Origin of the sequence: Paraburkholderia sp. 32, assembly GCF_050435345.1 — a bacterium.
Classification (GTDB): Bacteria; Pseudomonadota; Gammaproteobacteria; order Burkholderiales; family Burkholderiaceae; genus Paraburkholderia; species Paraburkholderia tuberum.
This window is the reverse complement of the sequence record NZ_JBNDKD010000003.1, coordinates 3271971-3292122: the sequence shown is the minus strand read 5'-3', so window position 1 is coordinate 3292122 and position 20152 is coordinate 3271971. Positions and strand designations below refer to the sequence as shown.

Sequence of the window (20152 nt, the reverse complement as noted above, 5' to 3'; positions counted from 1 at the left end):
CATCCGCATTTTCAGCTTTGCATGGACTCGCTTGCCACCACCCTGTTTCGCCCACTCGCCTTCGCGGCGTACAGTCGCTGGTCCGCGATCGCAATCAATCCCTCGAGGTCAAAGCAGTTATCCGAGACACTCTCCGCCACCCCGATCGATATCGTGAACCATATCTCACGGCCCGGCGCGGTGCGGGTTAATTGAGTCTCCTGAAGGACGCAGGCGTTGCGGGCGACGGCCTCGCGCACGCGCTCCGCAATTCGGGCCGCGTCGTCCGCGGTCGTATCGGGCAGCAGCACACAGAACTCCTCGCCACCCAGACGTGCCATCAGATCCGCCGGGCGCACGGCAATCCTGACCACGTTGGTCAGGTGCTTCAGGGCCTCGTCTCCGCCAGCGTGCCCCCAGTTGTCGTTGACCACCTTGAAATGGTCGACATCGATCATCAGCAGCGCGATGCGGCGCTCGTCGTTGCGCCGTGAAAGTGCGTCGAATTCCTCATTCAAACGGCGGCGGTTCGCGAGACCGGTCAGGGGGTCCGCGAGCGACAATTCCCGCAGCCGCCCGTTGAGTGCCATCTGCGTGGAAAGAAGCTGGTCGACGACAAAAAGAGTGGCCCAGAGAAGCAATGCCATCAGTATCCACACCCCGGCAAACAGCGCGCTGCTCAAGCGAACGACCGAGAAGAATACGGTCGCAGCGGATACGTAATCGGTCAATACGAGATCCGCCGTATCCAGCTTTCTGAAGAGCAGGAAGTCCTGTCCCGCACTCAACGTTCCGCTGGGTGTCCGAAACAACGTGGAAGCAGAGAGCGTGTTCCACTGCGCCGGCAGAGTCTTCAGCCAATTCTCATCATTGACCGAGAAAGTACTTCCGCTCGTTGCAATTGGCATCCCGCTCGGGTCTATCAGAGCGTGAGTTTCATCCGCTGTGGTGTTGTTCCACAGATAGTCCTGAACGATGCGTTGCGGGACCACAAAGAATATGAGGCCGCGAACCACGTCGTTACTCATCACCGCTGTCCCAAACAGCAGGCGAGGTCCTGCCGGGTTCTTGCGCCCGCGAACCGGATCGAACGTGACGTCATAGTCGAGCGGGTTCTGGTTGGCCAGCTGTAACAGGCGCGAGCTGCCGTACATTTGCAACAGCCGGACTACCTCGTCGTCGTCAATGGTTGGGTGAGCGACCACGATACCGGTCGGCGAGACATATACCGCGCGTTCGAGACCCGTGCCCATCTGGAATTGCACGGCAAACAGCCGGCTCATCATTTGGGCGAGCCGCAGGTCCTCGACAAATGTGGGCTCGTCACGGTGCAAACCAGGAGTCACCGCGAGCTGCTGTGTGCCGATACCCCGAATGGGGGCGTCGATATCGCGGACTTGAAGAGTCCAGACGCGCTCGTCCTGCGCCCGGAGTACCGCCTGGAGTGAGGCATCCGGTGTTCGATCGAGCTGTGCTGTCCGGTCCGCAAGGAGCCGCTCGGCACTCTCGCGAAGAAACTGCAAGTGCTGCCTGTTATTGCGGATCGCGACATCGAGAACCCTGGCCTGAATCTCGAGCTGATGCGAACGGTTATCGAGCTCCCGGGCACGCACGAGAAAATATTGGTGTACAGCAAGAATCAACGTGACAACGAATACCACGGCGAAACACAGGATCACGGTATGCCGCGGACGTGAACTGGCGCGGTCCCAAACCGTTTTCGCAGGCGTTTTAGAAGCGGACGGCAGGCGCATGCCGGCTCTCCGGTGATCCAGCTCCAGGTCCAGGTTCAAATACTATTCCTTCCCAACCCCCTCGACATAGCTATCAACCGCACTGCTCACCGTCGGATGAAAGCACGCATCGCCAATCAGATCGGTCAGCTCGAAGCGTCTGAGCTTGTCGCGAACCGGATCCTTCATCTCTGCAAAGTGCAGCGCAATCCCGCGCTCGTCGAGGGTGCGCGTCAGTTCCCGCAGCATGTCGGCGGAGGTGACGTCCACGCTCGTCACCGGTTCGGCCGCCACCACCACACGCCGCACCGGTGCCGGCGATTCGGCGACGGCTTCCAGCAGGCGCTCCTGAAACTGCTCGGCATTCGCAAAGAACAGCGGTGCATCCCAGCGAAACAGCACGAGCCCGGGGATACGCTGGGCATGCGGGTAGCGCTGCAAGTCGTGATAGCCGCGCAAACCTTCAACGCTTCCCAGCACCGCGTAGTGCGGTCGCCAGCCGTCCCACAGAAATTCGATGACCGCGATCACCACCGCGAAGCAGATGCCGGGAATCGCACCGAACACTGCGACGCCGGCAAAGCAGGCCATCGACAGCCAGAACTCCCATTGCTGGATGCGGAAAATCCGCTTCAGGTCCGTGATCTCGAACAGACCGATCGCCGCCGCGATGACGACCGCGGCGAGCGCACTGTTGGGCAGGTAGCGCATCAGATTGGGCGCGGCCATCAGCAGCGCCGCGACCGCCAGCGCGCCGACGACGCCCGTCAGTTGCGTCTTCGCACCCGCCGCCTCGGCGACCGGCGTGCGCGACGAACTGCTGCTGATCGGGAAGCCGTGGAACAGGCCGGCCGCAAGATTGGCCGCGCCGAGCCCGACCATCTCCTGATTGGGGTCGACGCGGCTGCGAAAACGTGCCGCGAACGTTCGCGACAGCACGCTGGTATCCGCGAACGAGATCAGCGCGACCGCGCAGCCGCCGAGCAGTATCTTGACCAGATCGGCATCGGTGACCCACGGCAGCGCAAAGGTCGGCAGGCCTTGAGGAATCTTGCCGAGCACTTTCACACCAATGCTATCGAGGTGCAATACGGTTACGCACAACGTCGCAACGATCACGGCGATCAGGATGCCGGGCAGCTTTTCGAAGCGCTTGAGAAACAGGATCAGCACGAGGCTTCCAGCGCCCACCGCGAAGCTATACCAGTTGGATTTGCCATCGGCGATGGCCTGCACGAGGCTCACGATGTCCCGCAATGGCCCGCGCTCTTCGATTGAGATGGCAAACAGTTTGGGCAGCTGACTGATCAGCACGGCGAGCGCAATGCCGTTCATATAGCCGTATCGAATGGGTTTCGACAACAATTCAGTGATGAATCCCAGCCGCAGCAAGCCCATCACGATACAGAACAGGCCGGACACGATCGCCATCATGCTGGCCACCGCAATCGCGCGCGACGGGTCGCCCGCAGCGATTTGCACCACGACCGCCAGAATCGGAGCGGCGAGCGCGGAGTCGGGACCGAGCACGAGAATCCGGCTCGGACCGAACAGCGCATACGCCAATAGCGGAACGATCGTCGCGTAGAGGCCGTACACGCCAGGGACGCCGGATGCCTCCGCGTAAGCGATCCCAACCGGCACCAGCATCGTGGTCAGCACCAGTCCCGCCGTCAGATCGTTCGGCAACCAGCTCAGCCGGTACGTCTTGAGCACCGTCAGTCCCGGCAGCCAGCGCATCCAGCGGCGCGCCCTGCTTACAGCAGTCTGTTCTTTGTGAGGAACTGGCCTGTCCGCTTCCATTTTTGGAATGTTCGTAGTCGAGGACGCCGCACCACGGTTTGTGGGCGGTACCGTCATTCGAAGGATAGTCCAGACATTCCGTCGGCGACAGGGATGAGGCCCACCGGCCGCGCATCAGGGCCGCTGGCGCCTCAGCAGCCACGCGACGCCCCCCGCCAGCGCCATCACTGCCGCGCCGTACACCGCATTGCGATGCCGATCGGTGAACATCTGCCAGCAGTACGCACGCGCTTCATCATCGAAGCGACCATGCGAAGCGTAGTGGCCCGGCACCGGCTCGTAGAGATTCGCGGGCGCATCGGCGGGCAACGGTTCATCGGTCAATTGCCCGTCGTAACCCGCCCGCGCGAGATAGCGGTCGAGCAGCGTCGGCGCGATCCGGTTCGCGAGGATCGCCTTGACCGTCGACCACCCGACCCACACCTGCCGCCGCCGATGGGTGGCCGCAAAGTAGATCGCCCGTGCCGCCACTTCCGGCTGAAACACCGGCGCCACCGGCCGCGCCCTGCGCCCCGTGCGATTGAGCGCCCAGTCGAATTGCGGCGTATTGACCGCGGGCAGATCGACCATCGTCAGATGGATATCGACTCCGTCGTGCAGCAACTCGGAACGCAACGAATCGGTGAAGCCGCGCACGGCAAACTTCGCGCCGCAATAGATCGACTGCAACGGCACCGACCGGTACCCGAGCGCCGAGCCGACATTGACGATCGTCCCGTGCCCGCGCGCGCGCATCACGGGGAGCGCCGCCAGCATGCCGTTGACCTGCCCCAGGTAGGTCACCTGCGTGCCGCGTTCGACATCACGCGCGCTGAGCGCCGACACCGGCGCAAACGCGGTCGCCATCGCGACGTTGACCCAGACGTCGATGCCGCCCCACTCGCGCTTCACACGCTGCGCCGCGCGCTCGATCGCGTCGGCATCGGCGACATCGGCCGCAATGGCGAGTGCGCGCACGCCATAGGACGCGGCGATCTCCTCGGCGGCGCGAGCGAGCCGTCGCGGCTCGCGCGCGATGAGCCCAACGTCATAGCCCTGCCGCGCGAATTCGGACGCGCTCGCGCGCCCCCACGCCGGCACTTGCTCCTGTAATGACGACGACGCCCTTGCGCTCGACGTCGCCGCTGCGGGTCTCGGTTTGCACCGTCACAGCGTCGCTGGCCACTTTGAACACCTCCGAGGTTGCACATCAAGTGAGGTGGTGAAGCAAAGCGCAGTCCCGACGATTCGAGCTGGGGATCTGCGAATTGCGCGCGAGTCCAGCGCACGCCCGGCCGCCGGAACGCTGGCCGCCGGGACGCTGGCCGCCGGAACGCCGGCCGCCGGAAAAACAAATGGCCGCAGCGCGGGGCTGCGGCCATCAGGTAGCGGTTTCCGAGGCTTGCGCGCTTCAGCGCAGGGCCGAAAACGCCGAACTCACGTCACGTTCATCGCCAACGCACTCTCGCGATAGTGCTGGCTCGCCTTGTCGGTATCGCCCAGCTGCTCGTGCAGACGCGCGAGCGCGCGATGCGAGCGGATCTTCAGCGTCTCGTTGTCGGCAAGCTTCAGCGCGCGTTCGAGGAACGACTGCGCCTTGCCCCACAACTGCTGATGCAGGCACAGGCGCCCCAGCGCGAACATCAGGTCCGCGTCTTCCGGCCGATCCTTCTGCCACGCCTCGGCCTTCTGGATCAGCGGCAACGCGTCGCCGCCGGCCGTGTCCGGATAGCGTCGCAACAGGCGCGCATCCCAGTTCTGCGCGAGCGCCTCCTCGACGATCTTGCGCGCCTCCTGCGGACGGTTCAGCGCGACCAGCAGTTCGGCGGCGGTGTCGGCGAGGCGCGGCGAATGACGCTCGGTCGCCGACAGCGAGTTCCACAGTTCGAGCAGCGCGTCCGCATTGTGGCGACGATCGCGCAGCAGATTTTCCGCCGCCAGTTGACGCAGCCGCACCGCGACCGCCGGATGGATCGCCTCGCGCTTCTCCAGCGTCTTCACGAGCTTCAGCACTTCGCCCCAGTTCTTCAGTTGCTGCTGCGCACGCAGCATGATTTGCTGCGCATGAATGCGCCGCGCGCCCTGCGATTGCATCTCGGTCAGCGCATTGAGCGCGCCGTCGGCGTCGCGGCCGTCGGCGCGCATGTCGGCGGTGGCCATCAGGCGCGCGTCCTGCCAGTCGGCTTCGTCGATCTGCGCGAGCCATTCGTCGCGCCGCGCGTACTCATGCATGCGATGCGCGGCGGTCGCCGCGATCAAACCGGCCGCGCCCTTGTTGTCGCCATTCGTGAGCGCGTCCTTGGCGGCCTTTTCCGCGCGCGAGAAACGCCCCGCGTACAGGTTGCCGATCGCGTCGCGCAACGCCGCGTGCGCCTTCGCGACACGCGCGCGTGCGCGGTACGCGGCGACGCGCTGCGGCATGCGCCAGATATTGCGGATGATGCGCAACAGCGCATAGAGCAGGACGAACAGCACCACCAGCCCGACGACGAACAGGTTCAGCGACATGTCGACGCGGTACGGCGGATAGATCAGCAGCACTTGCCCAGCGTCGAAGCGCCCGCCCACCGCGAGCACGACCGCGACGGCGAACAGCGCCGCGAGCCACAGGAGTCCCCGGATCGCCATGATTAACCCCGGTTCCGGTATTGATTGATGGCCTGCAGGCTCGTATCGAGGTTCGGCAGCTCGACCGCGGCCGAATCGGCGTCCACCTGCTTGACCAGATCGATGACCGTCTGCGTGTCTTTCGACGACGCGTCGAAGTAGCGCGTCAACGCGGACTGCGCCGCCTGCAGGTCGGACTTCAGCGTGGTCTGGTTGCGCGACAGCAGCGCGAGACGCGCCGACAGCAGACGCAGCTTCAGGTTCTCGCGCACGAAGTAGCCTTGATCCGGCGTGACCAGCATCGCGTCGGCGTTGTCGATACGGCGCACCTGCACGAGACTCGTCAGCTGTTGGCCGATGCCGTGCGTGACCTCGTCGATCCACACTTCCCAGCGCGGCTTGCCGGTGGCCGCGGCCACCTTCGCGGTGTCGGCCCACGTGGCCGCATGCGGCGTGGCACGCGGAATCGGCGCTTCACCCGACAGCGGCAGGCCGTTCACGCGATCGATCGCATTGTCGAGCTTGATCGCGAGGCCGGTCAGATCGGTGGACGGCGCGGCCTTCAGCTTGTCGATGTCCTGCGCGATCGCCTTGCGCACCGCGACCGCCTGCGGACTGTCCGACGCCGCAAGGCGCGTATCGGCGCTTTGCAACGCGAACAGCGCGAGCTGCGTATTGCCGGTCAGCTGCAACTGCTGGCTCGCCGCCGACAGCATCTGCCCGACTTCGGCGAGCGTCCAGTCGTCGCGATTGCGCGCGAGATCCGCGTATTGCTGTTGCAGCGCCTGCTGCGCGGCCTGCGCATCGGCGAGCTTGCCTTCGAGCTGCGCGACCTGCGAGTCCGATTGATGCACGGTGGCGAGCGCCTGGTCGATCTTGATGCGCAGTTCGTTGGTCTGAGTGTCGTTGGCCTGCTGACGCTGCGCGAGTTCCTGCTCGGTGCGCACCAGCTTGCGGTTCATCGCGAAGCCGCCCACGCCCGCCGCGCACGCGATGACCACGATGACCAACCACAGCAGCGGTCCGCTCATGCTGCGGCGCTTTTGCGCTTCGTACGGCGTGAAGGGTGGGTTCGGCGGCAAGGCGGCGCTTGCGGGCGGCTGAGGTGAGGCGTTCGTGGATGCGTTCGTTTCAGTCATGCGTGGTTGAGCCGGGTTGGACGATACCGGTTGGACGACGGGAGGCACGGCGGCCGCGGCAACGAGGGCTCGGACTATGCGCTCGTCGCCCGCGCCGGACACCGTAATCCTATCAAAACCCAATGCCCGCGCGGTCTGCGCGATGCGCGGATGCGGCGTGACGAGCGGCGCGTGTTTGAGCTGCTCGATCTCGCCGGCGGTCAGATGCTCGTGCGCGAGTTCGTGCAGATTGCGTACGCCTTCGGAGCTGGTCAGAAGCCATGCGTGCGGCGTGCCCGCGAGCAGTTCGTGCACGCGCGCCCATGCGCCGATCGACGGCTCCGGCACGATGCGCCGGTAAGCGGCCACCGCGTCGACTTCGGCGCCGGCTTCACGCAGGCGCTCGCTCAGCCATTCGCGGCCGCCGTCGCCGCGCACGATCAGCACGCGCTTGCCTTCGAGGCCCGCGGCACCGAGTTGCGCCTCGAGCGCGGCAAACAGGCTCTCGGAGTCGAAGCTCGTCGATTCGTCGTCGGCGCCCGCCGCGGGGCTGATCACGCGATGCTCGGGCGCGCTGACGCCGTGGCGCGCGAGCGCTTGCACGCTGCCCGGGCCGACCACGCCGATCGGCAGCGCATGCGGCCAGATATCGTTATGGCGCGCGAACGCGTGATCGACTGCGTTCGGCGACACGAACACGACGAGCGCGTAGCGTTCGAGCGACGCGAGCGCGGCGCACAACGGCGCGTCGTCGATGACGGGCGCGATGTCGATCAGCGGGAAGTCGAGCGACGCGAGTCCGGCTGCTTCGAGCTGTTCGACGAGTTCGCTCGACTGGCCGGCCGGCCGCGTGATCACGACCGTGAAGGGCGCCTTCTCGGGCGAGACGGCGGCCATCACTCGCTGGCCGCCGCGCTGGGCGCGGCCGCGGGACCGCTCGCCGTACTGAGCGCGCGGACGATGTCGAGCGCGCCCTGCTGCACGAGCGAGTGCGCCACTTCCTCGCCGAGCGCGAGCGCGCGCTCGACGGTGGGCGCCGGCGCCGACGCCTGCGCGCTCAGCACGCGCTGCCCGTCCGGCGTCGCGACGATGCCGCGCAGATGCAGCGCGCCATCGCCCCAGGTTGCGTAGGCCGCGAGCGGCACCTCGCAGCTGCCGCCGAGCACGCGCGATACCATGCGCTCCGCTTCGACGGCCGCCGCCGTGTGCGGATGATGCAGCGGCGCGAGCCATGCGGCGAGGTCCGCGCGATCGGCGCGAATCTCGATGCCGAGCGCGCCCTGGCCCGCCGCGGGCAGACTGTCCTCGGGATCGAGCAGCGCGCGGATGCGATCGGCGAGACCCAGCCGCTTCAGCCCGGCCGCGGCCAGAATGATCGCCGCGTAATCGCCGCGATCGAGCTTGGCGAGTCGGGTATCGAGATTGCCGCGCAACGGCCGCACGTCGAGATGTGCATAGCGCATGCGCAGCATCGCCTCGCGCCGCAGACTCGAGGTGCCGACCACGGCACCGGCCGGCAGCGCGGCGAGCGAGTCGTACTGATTGGACACGAACGCGTCGCGTGGGTCCTCGCGCTCCATGATGGTGGACAGCGCGAAACCGGCGGGCAACTCCATCGGCACGTCTTTCAGCGAATGCACCGCGAGGTCGGCGCGGCCATCGGCGAGCGCGGCTTCGAGCTCCTTCACGAAGAGCCCCTTGCCACCCACCTTCGACAGCGTGCGATCGAGAATCTGATCCCCGCGTGTCGTCATTCCGAGAATTTTTACGTCACAAGATGGATATAATTTGTGCAGCGCACATCGCACATGCTCGGCTTGCCACATGGCAAGGCGGCTCTCTCGCGACGCAATCACAAGCGTGTGGGGTGGCGTGGAAAACGTCTCGGTGTTCATTAGCTTGCTGCTGGATGTCGGGATGGAATAACAATCAATGTTAGCACGCGCCCTCGTTCGCGCCCTTTGGTTCCAAGGCACGGCGAAGCGCCGTGCGCAAGCGGCATCGACGGAGGAGACGGGCTTCGCGCCACGCGCGAAGGCCCCCATTGCGCGTTGTCACGTACGGTCGTTCGCGCACTGCGCGGCGGCATGCGGGATGATGCAATGCGGCGAACATGCTGAGGCAATGCCTGCCGCGTGTTCGGTCCCAGCGCGGGCTGGCAGCCCGTGGCTCCTCTCTCCCTCGTCGGCGTCGCGCGATTCGGCAGCGCGCGTGTCGTTCCGCGTACGCGGTGCGACACGTACGGGCCGCGCTTCCAGTGGGTCGAGCAATCGCCGTGTACAGTCGCCGTTTCAAGTCTCCGTTGCAGTTGCACTAGCAGTCCGTCTTGTAGTCCGTTGCGTAGTCCCTGTTGCACGCAGTTCACGTTGCACTTGCTGGTGGCAGTTCCGCAGTCGCAGTTCATCAATCAACAGACCCTGGCTTCCCCGAGGAAACTCATCGTGACGTCTTCCGGATCGGCGCGCCCCGCCCGCCGCAACACTGCCTCGCCCACCGCTCGCCCGGCCGACGCCGCGGCGCCTGACGCCCTGTCCGACGTTGCCGCGCACGCCATATCGTCGAGCGTCGGTCAACATGGCGACACGCGCGCCGACCAGCGCGCCAGGCGCCGCGCCCTCGCCGCTCGCGCCACCAAAGCCCCGAAGGCCGCGCAGACCTCGGTGCCCGTCAAGCAGGACAAGGCGCAAAAGGCGTCGAAAGCCGGCAAGGCCAACAAGGCTGAACAGGCCGCGACGTCGGCCACCGCGCGCAAGCCGGCCAAGGCCAAGGCCAAGGCCAAGGTCGATGGCGACGCAACACCCCCGCGCGCCGCGAAACCGTTGAAACCGAAGAACGTGCCGCAGGCTGAGTCCGCCGCCGCGACCACCGCGAAGAGCGGCGGCCGCACGCGCGAGGACAAGGACCACCCGCTGTTCCAGGACATCCGCTATCTCGGGCGTCTGCTCGGCGACGTGCTGCGCGAGCAGGAAGGCGAGGCGGTGTTCGACATCGTCGAGACGATCCGGCAGACGGCAGTGCGTTTCCGTCGCGAGGACGACAGCGCCGCCGCGCAGACGCTCGACAAGAAGCTGCGCACGCTGACGCCCGAGCAGACCGTCAGCGTCGTGCGCGCGTTCAGCTACTTTTCGCATCTCGCGAACATCGCCGAGGACCGTCACCGCAACCGCCGTCACCGAATTCACGCGCTCGCGGGCTCGGCCTCGCAGCCGGGCACGATCGCCCATGCGCTCGAGCGGCTCGCCGCGGCTGGTGCGGCCGCGACACCGGTGCTGCAGCGGTTTTTCGACGACGCGCTGATCATGCCGGTGCTGACCGCGCACCCGACCGAAGTGCAGCGCAAGAGCATTCTCGACGCGCAGCACGACATCGCGCGTCTGCTCGCCGAGCGCGACCAGCCGCTGACGAACCGCGAGCGCGCGCACAACGAAGCGATGCTGCGCGCGCGCGTCACGTCGCTGTGGCAAACGCGCATGCTGCGCGACTCGCGTCTGACGGTCGCCGACGAAATCGAAAACGCGTTGTCGTACTACCGCAGCACCTTCCTCGAAGAACTGCCGGCGCTGTACGCCGACATCGAGGAGGCGCTGAAGGAGCATGGCCTCGAAGCGCGCCTGCCGCCGTTCTTCCAGATGGGCAGCTGGATCGGCGGCGATCGCGACGGCAATCCGAACGTCACCGCCGAAACGCTCGAAAACGCGATCACGCGTCAGGCCGCGGTGATCTTCGAGCACTACCTGGAGCAGGTGCACAAGCTCGGCGAGGAGCTATCGATGTCGAATGTGCTCGTCGGCGCGAGCGATGCGCTCAATGAGCTCGCGGCCATCTCGCCCGACCATTCGCCGCATCGCACCGACGAGCCGTATCGTCGCGCGCTGATCGGCATCTACACGCGGCTCGCGGCAAGCGCGCGCGTGCGCCTCGGCGAAGGCAGCGTGCCGCTGCGCAGCGCCGGCCGCGGCGTCGCGCCGGTCCGCGCGATTCCCTACGACGACGCCGCCGACTTCGTGCGCGACCTCCACGTGCTGATGGATTCGCTCGCCGAGCATCACGGCGCGCCGCTCGCCGCGCCGCGTCTCGCGCCGCTCGCGCGCGCGGCCGAAGTGTTCGGCTTCCATCTCGCGAGCATCGATCTGCGGCAAAGCTCCGATATCCACGAAGCGGTGATCGCCGAGCTGCTCAGGCGCGCCGGTGTCGAGGACGATTACGCGGCGTTGGCGGAAGCCGACAAGCTGACCGTGCTGCTCGCCGAGCTCGCGCAGCCGCGCGCGCTGCGCGTGCCCTCCGCCGACTACTCCGAGCTCGTGAAAAGCGAACTCGCGGTGCTCGAGGAAGCGCGCATGACGCGCGAGAAGTTCGGCGCGCGCGCGGTGCGCAACTACATCATTTCGCACACGGAGACCGTTACCGACCTGGTCGAGGTGATGCTGCTGCAGAAGGAAACCGGCCTGTTGCGCGGACGCCTCGGCGACGAGCACGACCCCGCGCGCGCCGGCCTGATGGTGATCCCGCTGTTCGAGACGATCCCCGACCTGCGCAACGCGCCGCACATCATGCGCGATCTGATCGCGCTGCCGGGCATTAGCGCGCTGATCGAACATCAGGGCAACGAGCAGGAAGTGATGCTCGGCTACTCGGACAGCAACAAGGACGGCGGCTTCCTGACGTCGAACTGGGAGCTGTATCGCGCGGAGCTTGCGCTCGTGTCGCTGTTCAACGAACGCGGCGTGACGCTGCGTCTGTTCCATGGGCGCGGCGGCACCGTCGGGCGCGGCGGCGGCCCGACCTACCAGGCGATCCTGTCGCAGCCGCCGGGCACCGTCGACGGTCAGATCCGTTTGACCGAGCAGGGCGAAGTGATCGCGAGCAAGTTCGCAAATCCGGAAATCGGCCGGCGCAATCTGGAAACCGTCGTGGCCGCGACGCTCGAAGCGTCGCTGCTGCCGCACGACCACACGTTGGCCGAGTTGCCGGTGTACGAGGAAACGATGCAGCAGCTGTCCGATACGGCGATGGCCGCGTATCGCGCGCTCGTCTACGAAACGCCGGGCTTCAAGGAGTATTTCTTCGAGTCGACGCCGATCGCGGAGATCGCCGAGCTGAACATCGGCAGCCGCCCCGCGTCGCGCAAGCTGCAGGATCCGAAGCAACGCAAGATCGAGGATCTGCGCGCGATTCCGTGGGGCTTCTCGTGGGGTCAATGCCGGCTGCTGCTGACCGGCTGGTACGGCTTCGGCAGCGCGGTCGCCGAGCACCTCGACAGCGCGCCGTCCGACGCCGAACGCGCGCGCCGTCTCGCGCTGCTGCAGAAGATGCACAAGAGCTGGCCGTTCTTTTCGAACCTGATGTCGAACATGGACATGGTCATCGCGAAGACCGACCTCGCGGTCGCGTCGCGTTATGCCGCGCTCGTGACCGACAAGAAGCTGCGCAAGCATGTGTTCGAGCGCATCGTCGCCGAGTGGGAGCGCACGTCGAAGGTGTTGTCGGAGATCACCGGCAAGAGCGAGCGGCTCGCCGAGAATCCGCTGCTCGCGCGCTCGATCAAGAATCGCTTCCCGTACCTCGATCCGCTCAATCACCTGCAGGTCGAACTGCTCAAACGCTATCGCGCGGGCGACACGAATGCGCGCGTGCGGCGCGGCATTCATTTGAGCATCAACGGGATCGCGGCGGGGTTGCGCAACACCGGTTGAGGTTGCCGCATTGGCGGACAAAAGCCGGGTGTGGCCGACGCAGGTCACACCCGGCTTTTCTCATTGCGCGAATCCAGCCGCTACAATAGAGCCCGCCATGTACCAGTACAAGTTCGGCAATTATTCTGGTATCTCTATTACCCCCTCCACGCGCAGCCGATAGCATGACGACGCCGTCTTCCGCCGATCACCCGCCGCCGCTCGACGCCACCCCGGCCCGCGCGCTCGGCGACTTCATCCGCGCCCATCGCGAGCGGCTGTCGCCGCAGGCGGTCGGGCTGCCGCCGGGGCCGCGTCGCCGCACGCCCGGTCTGCGGCGCGAGGAAGTCGCGCAACTGTGCGGCGTGAGCCCGACCTGGTACACGTGGATCGAGCAGGGCCGGCCAGTGTCCGCTTCCGCCGATGCGCTCGCGCGCATCGCGGTCGCGTTGCAGCTGTCGCGCGCCGAGCGCGCGTATCTGTTCGAGCTGGCCGCGCAACGCGATCCGGCCGAGCCCGACCCGGCCGCCGCCGATGCGCCCGCCACGCTGCTGCAAACCGTGCAGCTCATCGACACGCCCGCCTACGTGCTCGACCGGCAGTGGAACGCGCTTGCGTGGAACGAGCGCGCGGCCGATCTGTTCGTCGGCTGGCTCGACGGCGCGCACGACCGCAACCTGCTGCGCTACACGTTCACCGAGCCGGCCGCGCGCGCGTTGATCGTCGATTGGGAAACGCGCGCGCGGCGGCTCGCCGCCGAATTCCGCGCCGACTCGATCCGCCATCTGAACGATGCGCCCACACGTGGGCTGATCGATTCGCTGTCGGCCGCGAGCGACGAGTTCGCGCGCTACTGGGCCTCCCAGGACGTCGGCGGGCGCGAAGGTGGCAGGCGCGAGTTCAACCATCCGCGCGACGGGCGCATCGTGTGTGACCAGATCACGTTCAAGCCCGCGCATCGCGAGGATCTGAAGCTCGTGGTGCTGGTGCGCGAATAGGCCCGCGATGGGCGGCAGCGCTTTGGCCGCCCTCGCCCGGTGTTAAAATCTTCGTCTTTCTTCGCTGCGGCGGCGCTCTTGCACGATTCGCGCACTCGCGTTGCCAGCCTCTTCACCGCTCGTTTTTACCGCCCAACACCATGACGTCCCAACTGCACAAAAAAGGCGAAGCCTGGTCGGCTCGCTTCTCGGAGCCGATGTCGGAACTCGTCAAACGCTACACGTCGTCGGTTTTCTTCGACAAGCGTCTGGCGTTCGTCGACATCGAAGGGTCGCTCGCGCACGCGTCGATGCTCGCCGCGCAGAAGATCATTTCCGCCGACGACCTCGCCGCGATCCAGCGCGGCATGGCGCAGATCAAAGGTGAAATCGAGCGCGGCGAGTTCGAATGGCAGCTCGATCTCGAAGACGTGCACCTGAACATCGAAGCGCGCCTGACCGCGCTGATCGGCGACGCCGGCAAGCGCCTGCACACCGGCCGCTCACGCAACGACCAGGTCGCGACCGACATCCGCCTGTGGCTGCGCGGCGAGATCGACCGCCTCGGCGAGCTGCTCACCGAACTGCGCGTGGCGCTGCTCGAGATCGCGGAGAAGAACGCCGCGACCATCATGCCGGGCTTCACGCACCTGCAGGTCGCGCAGCCCGTCACGTTCGGCCACCATCTGCTCGCGTACGTCGAAATGTTCTCGCGCGACGCCGAGCGCATGATCGACTGCCGCAAGCGCGTGAACCGTCTGCCGCTCGGCGCGGCCGCGCTCGCCGGCACCAGCTATCCGATCGACCGTCACGCCGTGGCGAAGACGCTCGGCTTCGACGGCATCTGCGCGAACTCGCTCGACGCAGTCTCCGACCGCGACTTCGCGATCGAATTCACGGCCGCCTCCGCGCTCGTGATGACGCACGTGTCGCGCTTCTCCGAAGAACTGGTGCTGTGGATGAGCCCGCGCGTCGGCTTCATCGATCTGGCCGACCGTTTCTGCACCGGCTCGTCGATCATGCCGCAGAAGAAGAACCCGGACGTGCCCGAACTCGCGCGCGGCAAGACCGGCCGCGTGAACGGCCATCTGATGGCGCTGCTCACGCTGATGAAGGGCCAACCGCTCGCGTACAACAAGGACAACCAGGAAGACAAGGAGCCGCTGTTCGACACCGTCGATACGGTCGCCGACACGCTGCGCATCTTCGCCGAAATGGTCGCCGGCATCACGGTCAAGCCGCAGGCGATGCGCGACGCCGCGCTGCAAGGCTTCTCTACCGCGACGGACCTCGCCGACTATCTCGTCAAGCGCGGCCTGCCGTTCCGCGACGCGCACGAAGCAGTCGCGCTCGCGGTGCGCGTGTGCGCCGATCGCGGCTGCGATCTCGCGGACCTGACGCTCGATGAAATGCGCGGCGAACTGCCGAACGTCGCGCATCTGATCGGCGACGACGTGTTCTCGTATCTGACGCTCGAGGGCTCGGTGGCGAGCCGCAATCATCCGGGCGGCACCGCGCCCGACCAGGTGCTGGCCGCGGTGAAAGCGGCGCGTGCGATGTTGAATTAATCGACGCATGGGCAGCGCCGTGAGCCTAAGCTTGCGGCGTGGCTGGTTGAACCGGGATCGAAAAGGCGGACCCGCTTGGCGGGTTCGCCTTTTTTATTGCCGCGTGTGAATGGCGAATCGAAGGCAAAAGAAAGCCCGCCAGAAGCGGGCTGAAAAGACTTCCACCGATGCCTCAGCAAGAGGCCATCAGAGTGTAGGCGGGTTTCGCTCGCCGACCAATGCGCGCACATTTCCGGCCATTACAGCGGAAAGCAAAGCGCCTCAGCGGGGCACGCACGATGACATCCGGCGGGCGAACGCCAATTGAATCCCGGCGCTTTTTGACTACCATTCAATCAGGTTCTCCTCGCGGTTCGTCGACGATGCTCTCTCGCACTTCTCCCCCTCCTGTTTCTCACCGTGTAGCTCTGCGCTCCTTCACGGCCGCTCGCATGCATCGGCTATCGCTCGCCGCGCTCGGTGTTGTCGCCGTGGCCGGTTGCACGATCACACCGCTGACGCCGCACGAAACCGTCAGCACACCGGTGGCCGCGATCAACAGCGCGACGCTCGATCAATATCGCGACGCGGTCGCACGACGGATCGTCGAGCGCAATCCGTCGTATGTGCTCCAGGGCAGGCCCCAGCCGATGCTGCGCTCGCTGGTGGTGGTGTCGTTCACGGTCGATCGTTATGGACACATCGTCGAGTCATCGGTGTATCGCACGAACGGTGACGACGAAGCCGAAAGCACCGCGCTCGCGACGCTGCGCCGCTCGGCGCCGCTGCCGCTACCGCCCGGCAAGCTGCTGAATGGCCGCGGCCAGCTCGAGCTATTCGAAGACTGGCTGTTCAACGACAACGGCAAATTCCAACTGCGCGAGCTCGCCTCGCCGCAAGCGGAAACGTACGACTGAGCGCGGTTGGCGCGTGCGCTGACACGCACCGCCCAGCGCAGCCGCGCATGGGTCGGCCACGCGCGAGCTACTCGAGTCATCGCGCATAACTCATAAAGCCCCCTCGTTGCCGCGCAAACTTACGCCGCCATTGCTGCGCGACGAGCGCGCTCGCTATAATTTTCCGATTCCCCGCGCCGGAGCCTTCCGGCATGGCTCACGCCGTCCGCACACCCGCCGGCGCGGCGCATGAGCCGACTGCAGTGCCGCGCCGCCACCCCGCGTGCGGCGCCCAAACCTATACCTCAACGAGGATGCCGCCGTTGCGCGCCGCCTGTCTGCGAAACACGGCTCAGCGCGCCGCGGCCTCATACAATTGGAGACCCTGCATGTCCACTTCGCCGATTTCCGCCGCTCAGCCCGCAAGCGGGCAAAACAATACCGCGCGGATCATCTTCGCGAGCTTCATCGGCACCGCGATCGAGTTCTACGATTTCTATGTCTACGCGACCGCCGCGGCGCTCGTGATCGGACCGGTATTCTTCCCGCATGGCTCGGCCACCGCGCAGGCGCTGTCGGCGTTCGTCACGTTTGGCATCGCGTTCGTCGCGCGACCGATCGGCTCGTTCCTGTTCGGCCACTTCGGCGACCGCATCGGCCGCAAATCGACTCTGGTTGCGTCGCTACTCGTGATGGGCCTGTCGACCACGCTGATCGGCTTCGTGCCGGGCTACGACGCGATCGGCAGCCTCGCGCCGATCCTGCTGTGCGTGCTGCGTTTCGGCCAGGGTATCGGCCTCGGCGGCGAATGGGGCGGCGCCGCGCTGCTCGCCACCGAAAACGCGCCGGCCGGCAAACGCGGCTGGTTCGGCATGTTCCCGCAGCTCGGGCCCTCGATCGGCTTTCTCGCGTCCAACGGCCTGTTCTTCGCGCTCGCAATGTCGCTCTCCGACGAGCAGTTCCGCAGCTGGGGCTGGCGCGTGCCGTTCATCGTCAGCTCGGTGCTCGTCGCGCTCGGGCTGTACGTGCGGCTGAAGATTGCCGAAACGCCCGCGTTCCAGGTAGCGATCGAGCGCAAGGAGCGCGTGCGCGTGCCGATCGCGACGCTGTTCTCGCAGCACTGGCGGCCGACCGTGCTCGGCGCGCTCGCGATGGTGGTCTGCTACACGCTGTTCTACAACGCGACGACGTTCTCGCTGTCTTATGGCGTCGGGTCGCTGCATATTCCGCGGCAGACGTTCCTCGGCCTGCTGTGCATCGCGGTCGTATTCATGGCAATCGCGACGCCGCTGTCGGCCCGTGCGAGCGATCGCTTCGGGCGCAAGCCGGTGCTGATCGTCGGCATCATCGCGGCGATCCTGTCGGGCTTCACGATGGCACCGCTGCTCGGCAGCGGCGAGCCGTTGCTCGTGCTGCTGTTTCTCGTGATCCAGCTGTTCCTGATGGGCGTGACCTTCGCGCCGATGGGCGCGCTGCTGCCGGAACTGTTTCCGACCAACGTGCGCTATACGGGCGCCGGCGTCGCGTACAACCTCGGCGGGATTCTCGGCGCGTCGGTCGCACCGTATATCGCGCAGGTGCTCGCCGCCCACGGCGGCTTGGCATGGGTCGGCGCGTACGTGTCGGTCGCCGCGGCCGTGAGCCTTGTCGGCGTGCTGTGCATGCGCGAGACGCGTGATGAGAGTTTGATGACATGATGCAACGCGCATCGACGGAACAACGCTTTCGTCGATGCGCGTTTGCCGAGGTTCGATCGATGCTGCACCCGCGCAGTTTTTACGCGTCTGCGGCAGCATGCAGAGAGCATTATTTCCTCGCTGTTTGCGCGGCCCGGCCCGGGTAAAACCCCCGCCTTGCGCGTCCTTTTGACTTGCCTATACTCCCTGACATAACCCTATAAAAAACGGGGAGATCCGCATGAACGTCCATCTTCACAATGCCGATATCGTGACGATCATCGCGCTGGCCTTGCTCGGCTCGCTGCTGCTCGCGCTGCGCTTCCGTCCGACGACATGGAAATCCATCGTCGTCGAGGCGCTGGCCGCGAACGCCGCGGCCATTGCCGCGGTGGTCGCGTTCGAAATGCTGGTCGCCTGAGGCTGGTGCTCCGGGCCTGAGCACGGCGCGCGGCTTAGCGGTAGTAGTAGCCGTGATGGTAGTAGCCACCGCCGCCGTAGTAATAGCCCGGCGCCGGCGCGATAACGCAGCCGCCGAGTGCCGATGCGAGCAGCGTGCCGGCCACGAGAGTCAGGATCAAGCGTTTCATGTTGTTCTCCATCGAGTCAGATTGATTCGAGCGCAAACCCCGAATGACCCGATTGGACACGATGCGCGCCGCAGCGAACGTTGCCATTTGTAAGGGAACATCACCGAGCTGTTACAGGACCGGCGCGCTGGATCGGCGCGTTCGATCGACCGCCCCGCTGCCGCCAGATCGCGCCACCATGGCGGAAAACACCGCCTATACTCCGTTGAGCGCACTGTCGCGATAGAAACCTTGCTGGCCGCGCCAGCGTCGCCGCAATCGAGCGGTTCAACGCGCGCCGTGCGAGCCTCCACGCACCGCGGCGTATCAGCTTGCCGCCCTGGCGTCCGCGCATCGGACGCTTCGGCGTCCAACGAAAAGCGACAGTTTTAACAGACGTGTAATCGATTCCTCTCCGCCCGCTGTTCCCCGACACGGGCGTTCTTTGAGGCGCGACGATGCAGTCCCCGCCAGCAAGGGTGGACTACGCATCGCGCCTCTTTTCTTTTGCGCAAACGATTGCGCGAGCGCGCGAACGAACTCAGGCGGCGGCAGATCCTTGCTGCATCGCGAGCACCGGCTCTGCCGCGTACACGTAGTCGATCGCTTCGAGCGCCGCGCTGATGGGCGGCACCGAGTCGCCGTCGCCGATCGAGGTCGAGCGATACGGCGCCTCGACGCCGCAATGCGATGGCGACGTCGCGACGAAGATCATCACGGTGCGCTTCTGCAGCGCATGCGCGAGGTGCACGAAACCCGTATCGGTACCGACCACGAGCGCGCACGCGCCGATCATCTGCGCAACTTCGGTCACACTCAATGGCGGCAGCACGGTCGCGCCTGGCACCTGCGCGGCGATCTGCCCGGCTTCGGCAAGCTCACCGTCCGAGCCCCACGGCAGCACCACACGGAAACCGCGCTCGCTCAACTCGCGTCCAAGCGCCGCCCAGTGCGTGAGCGGCCATTTCTTGTCGGCTTTCGAGGTGGCGTGAAAGAGCGCCGCGACAGGCGCGTCTTGCGTCGCGAACGGCTGCGGGGCGGTTTCGGGTAGCTGCAGGTCGTAGATGGGCGGTCCTTCCACTTCGTAGCCGAGCGCCTCGCTGGCGCTGATGCGCATGCCGTGCCACGCGCTGCCTTGCGGACGTGGGCCGAAACGCCCGGTGTAGGCGAACGCGGCGCCACGCTCGCCCAGATCCAGGGATTGATAGCCGATGCGCCGCGACGAGCGCGCGAGGAAGGCGATGATCGCGCTCTTGTAGACGCCGTGAATGTCGATGATGTAGTCGTAGCGATACGCGCGCAGCTCGGCGATGGATGCCCAGATCGCCTTCAGATCACTCCAGCGACGCGCCTTCTTGAAGCGGCGCAGCGGCGCGCACAGCACGCGATCGACGCCCTGGCTCCAATGCACGACTTGCGCGAATGCTTCGTCCGCCGCCCAATCCACCTGAACGCCAGGAAATGCGCGTTTGATGTCGGCGACGACTGGCAACGCCTGCACGATATCGCCTAGTGAAGTGACCTTGACAATAAGTATTCGCTTCATTGAGGGTCTGTTCGTTATTCGGAGTTGAAACTATTCTAGCTGACGTTTTT

At 65.9% G+C, this 20152-nt stretch carries 13 protein-coding genes and 1 pseudogene; 6 read left to right on the top strand and 8 right to left on the bottom strand.

Going from position 1 to position 20152, the window contains the following annotated elements:
- Nucleotides 1–11: 11 nt before the first annotated feature.
- The 6 genes and pseudogenes from OKW26_RS38020 to hemC form a co-directional block, all read right to left on the bottom strand.
- On the bottom strand, nt 12–1772 hold the full coding sequence (locus OKW26_RS38020) for a diguanylate cyclase (RefSeq protein WP_429356783.1): 1761 nt from the start codon (nt 1770–1772) through the stop codon (nt 12–14).
- A 3-nt stretch (nt 1773–1775) separates the two neighbouring features.
- Nucleotides 1776–3515 (bottom strand): SulP family inorganic anion transporter, encoded by a 1740-nt coding sequence (locus OKW26_RS38015; protein ID WP_429356782.1) that lies wholly within the window; start codon nt 3513–3515, stop codon nt 1776–1778.
- A 114-nt stretch (nt 3516–3629) separates the two neighbouring features.
- Nucleotides 3630–4659, bottom strand: a pseudogene (locus tag OKW26_RS38010) (SDR family oxidoreductase).
- Between the two features lie 272 nt (nt 4660–4931).
- A complete protein-coding gene (locus OKW26_RS38005; protein ID WP_184059569.1) occupies nt 4932–6122 on the bottom strand; it encodes a heme biosynthesis HemY N-terminal domain-containing protein in 1191 nt (396 codons plus the stop codon).
- 2 nt (nt 6123–6124) lie between these two features.
- Nucleotides 6125–8116 (bottom strand): fused uroporphyrinogen-III synthase HemD/membrane protein HemX, encoded by a 1992-nt coding sequence (gene hemDX, locus OKW26_RS38000; RefSeq protein WP_429356781.1) that lies wholly within the window; start codon nt 8114–8116, stop codon nt 6125–6127.
- Nucleotides 8116–9114: a hydroxymethylbilane synthase gene (hemC, locus tag OKW26_RS37995; protein WP_429356780.1), complete on the bottom strand. Its 999-nt coding sequence runs from the start codon at nt 9112–9114 to the stop codon at nt 8116–8118. Before hemC ends, hemDX begins: the two co-directional genes overlap by 1 nt.
- A gap of 546 nt (nt 9115–9660) precedes the next feature.
- Between hemC and ppc the strand changes: the two genes are divergently transcribed.
- From ppc to OKW26_RS37965, 6 genes are all read left to right on the top strand, one after another.
- On the top strand, nt 9661–12912 hold the full coding sequence (ppc, locus tag OKW26_RS37990; RefSeq protein ID WP_429356779.1) for a phosphoenolpyruvate carboxylase: 3252 nt from the start codon (nt 9661–9663) through the stop codon (nt 12910–12912).
- A gap of 164 nt (nt 12913–13076) precedes the next feature.
- Entirely contained in the window at nt 13077–13889 is an 813-nt protein-coding gene (locus tag OKW26_RS37985; protein WP_090803503.1) for a helix-turn-helix transcriptional regulator, read from the top strand.
- A gap of 140 nt (nt 13890–14029) precedes the next feature.
- Nucleotides 14030–15436: an argininosuccinate lyase gene (argH, locus tag OKW26_RS37980; protein WP_429356778.1), complete on the top strand. Its 1407-nt coding sequence runs from the start codon at nt 14030–14032 to the stop codon at nt 15434–15436.
- 362 nt (nt 15437–15798) lie between these two features.
- Nucleotides 15799–16332: a TonB C-terminal domain-containing protein gene (locus OKW26_RS37975; protein WP_184021206.1), complete on the top strand. Its 534-nt coding sequence runs from the start codon at nt 15799–15801 to the stop codon at nt 16330–16332.
- A gap of 368 nt (nt 16333–16700) precedes the next feature.
- On the top strand, nt 16701–18008 hold the full coding sequence (locus tag OKW26_RS37970; protein ID WP_429356777.1) for an MFS transporter: 1308 nt from the start codon (nt 16701–16703) through the stop codon (nt 18006–18008).
- A 220-nt stretch (nt 18009–18228) separates the two neighbouring features.
- Nucleotides 18229–18408, top strand: a complete 180-nt coding sequence (locus tag OKW26_RS37965) for a hypothetical protein (protein WP_018419748.1) — start codon at nt 18229–18231, stop codon at nt 18406–18408.
- Between the two features lie 34 nt (nt 18409–18442).
- Here the strand turns inward: OKW26_RS37965 and OKW26_RS37960 are convergent, their stop codons facing one another.
- Together OKW26_RS37960 and waaC are read right to left on the bottom strand one after the other, a co-directional pair.
- Nucleotides 18443–18577: a hypothetical protein gene (locus OKW26_RS37960; protein ID WP_260321106.1), complete on the bottom strand. Its 135-nt coding sequence runs from the start codon at nt 18575–18577 to the stop codon at nt 18443–18445.
- Nucleotides 18578–19097: 520 nt separating this feature from the next.
- Nucleotides 19098–20102, bottom strand: a complete 1005-nt coding sequence (gene waaC / locus OKW26_RS37955; RefSeq protein WP_429356776.1) for a lipopolysaccharide heptosyltransferase I — start codon at nt 20100–20102, stop codon at nt 19098–19100.
- Nucleotides 20103–20152: the final 50 nt, after the last annotated feature.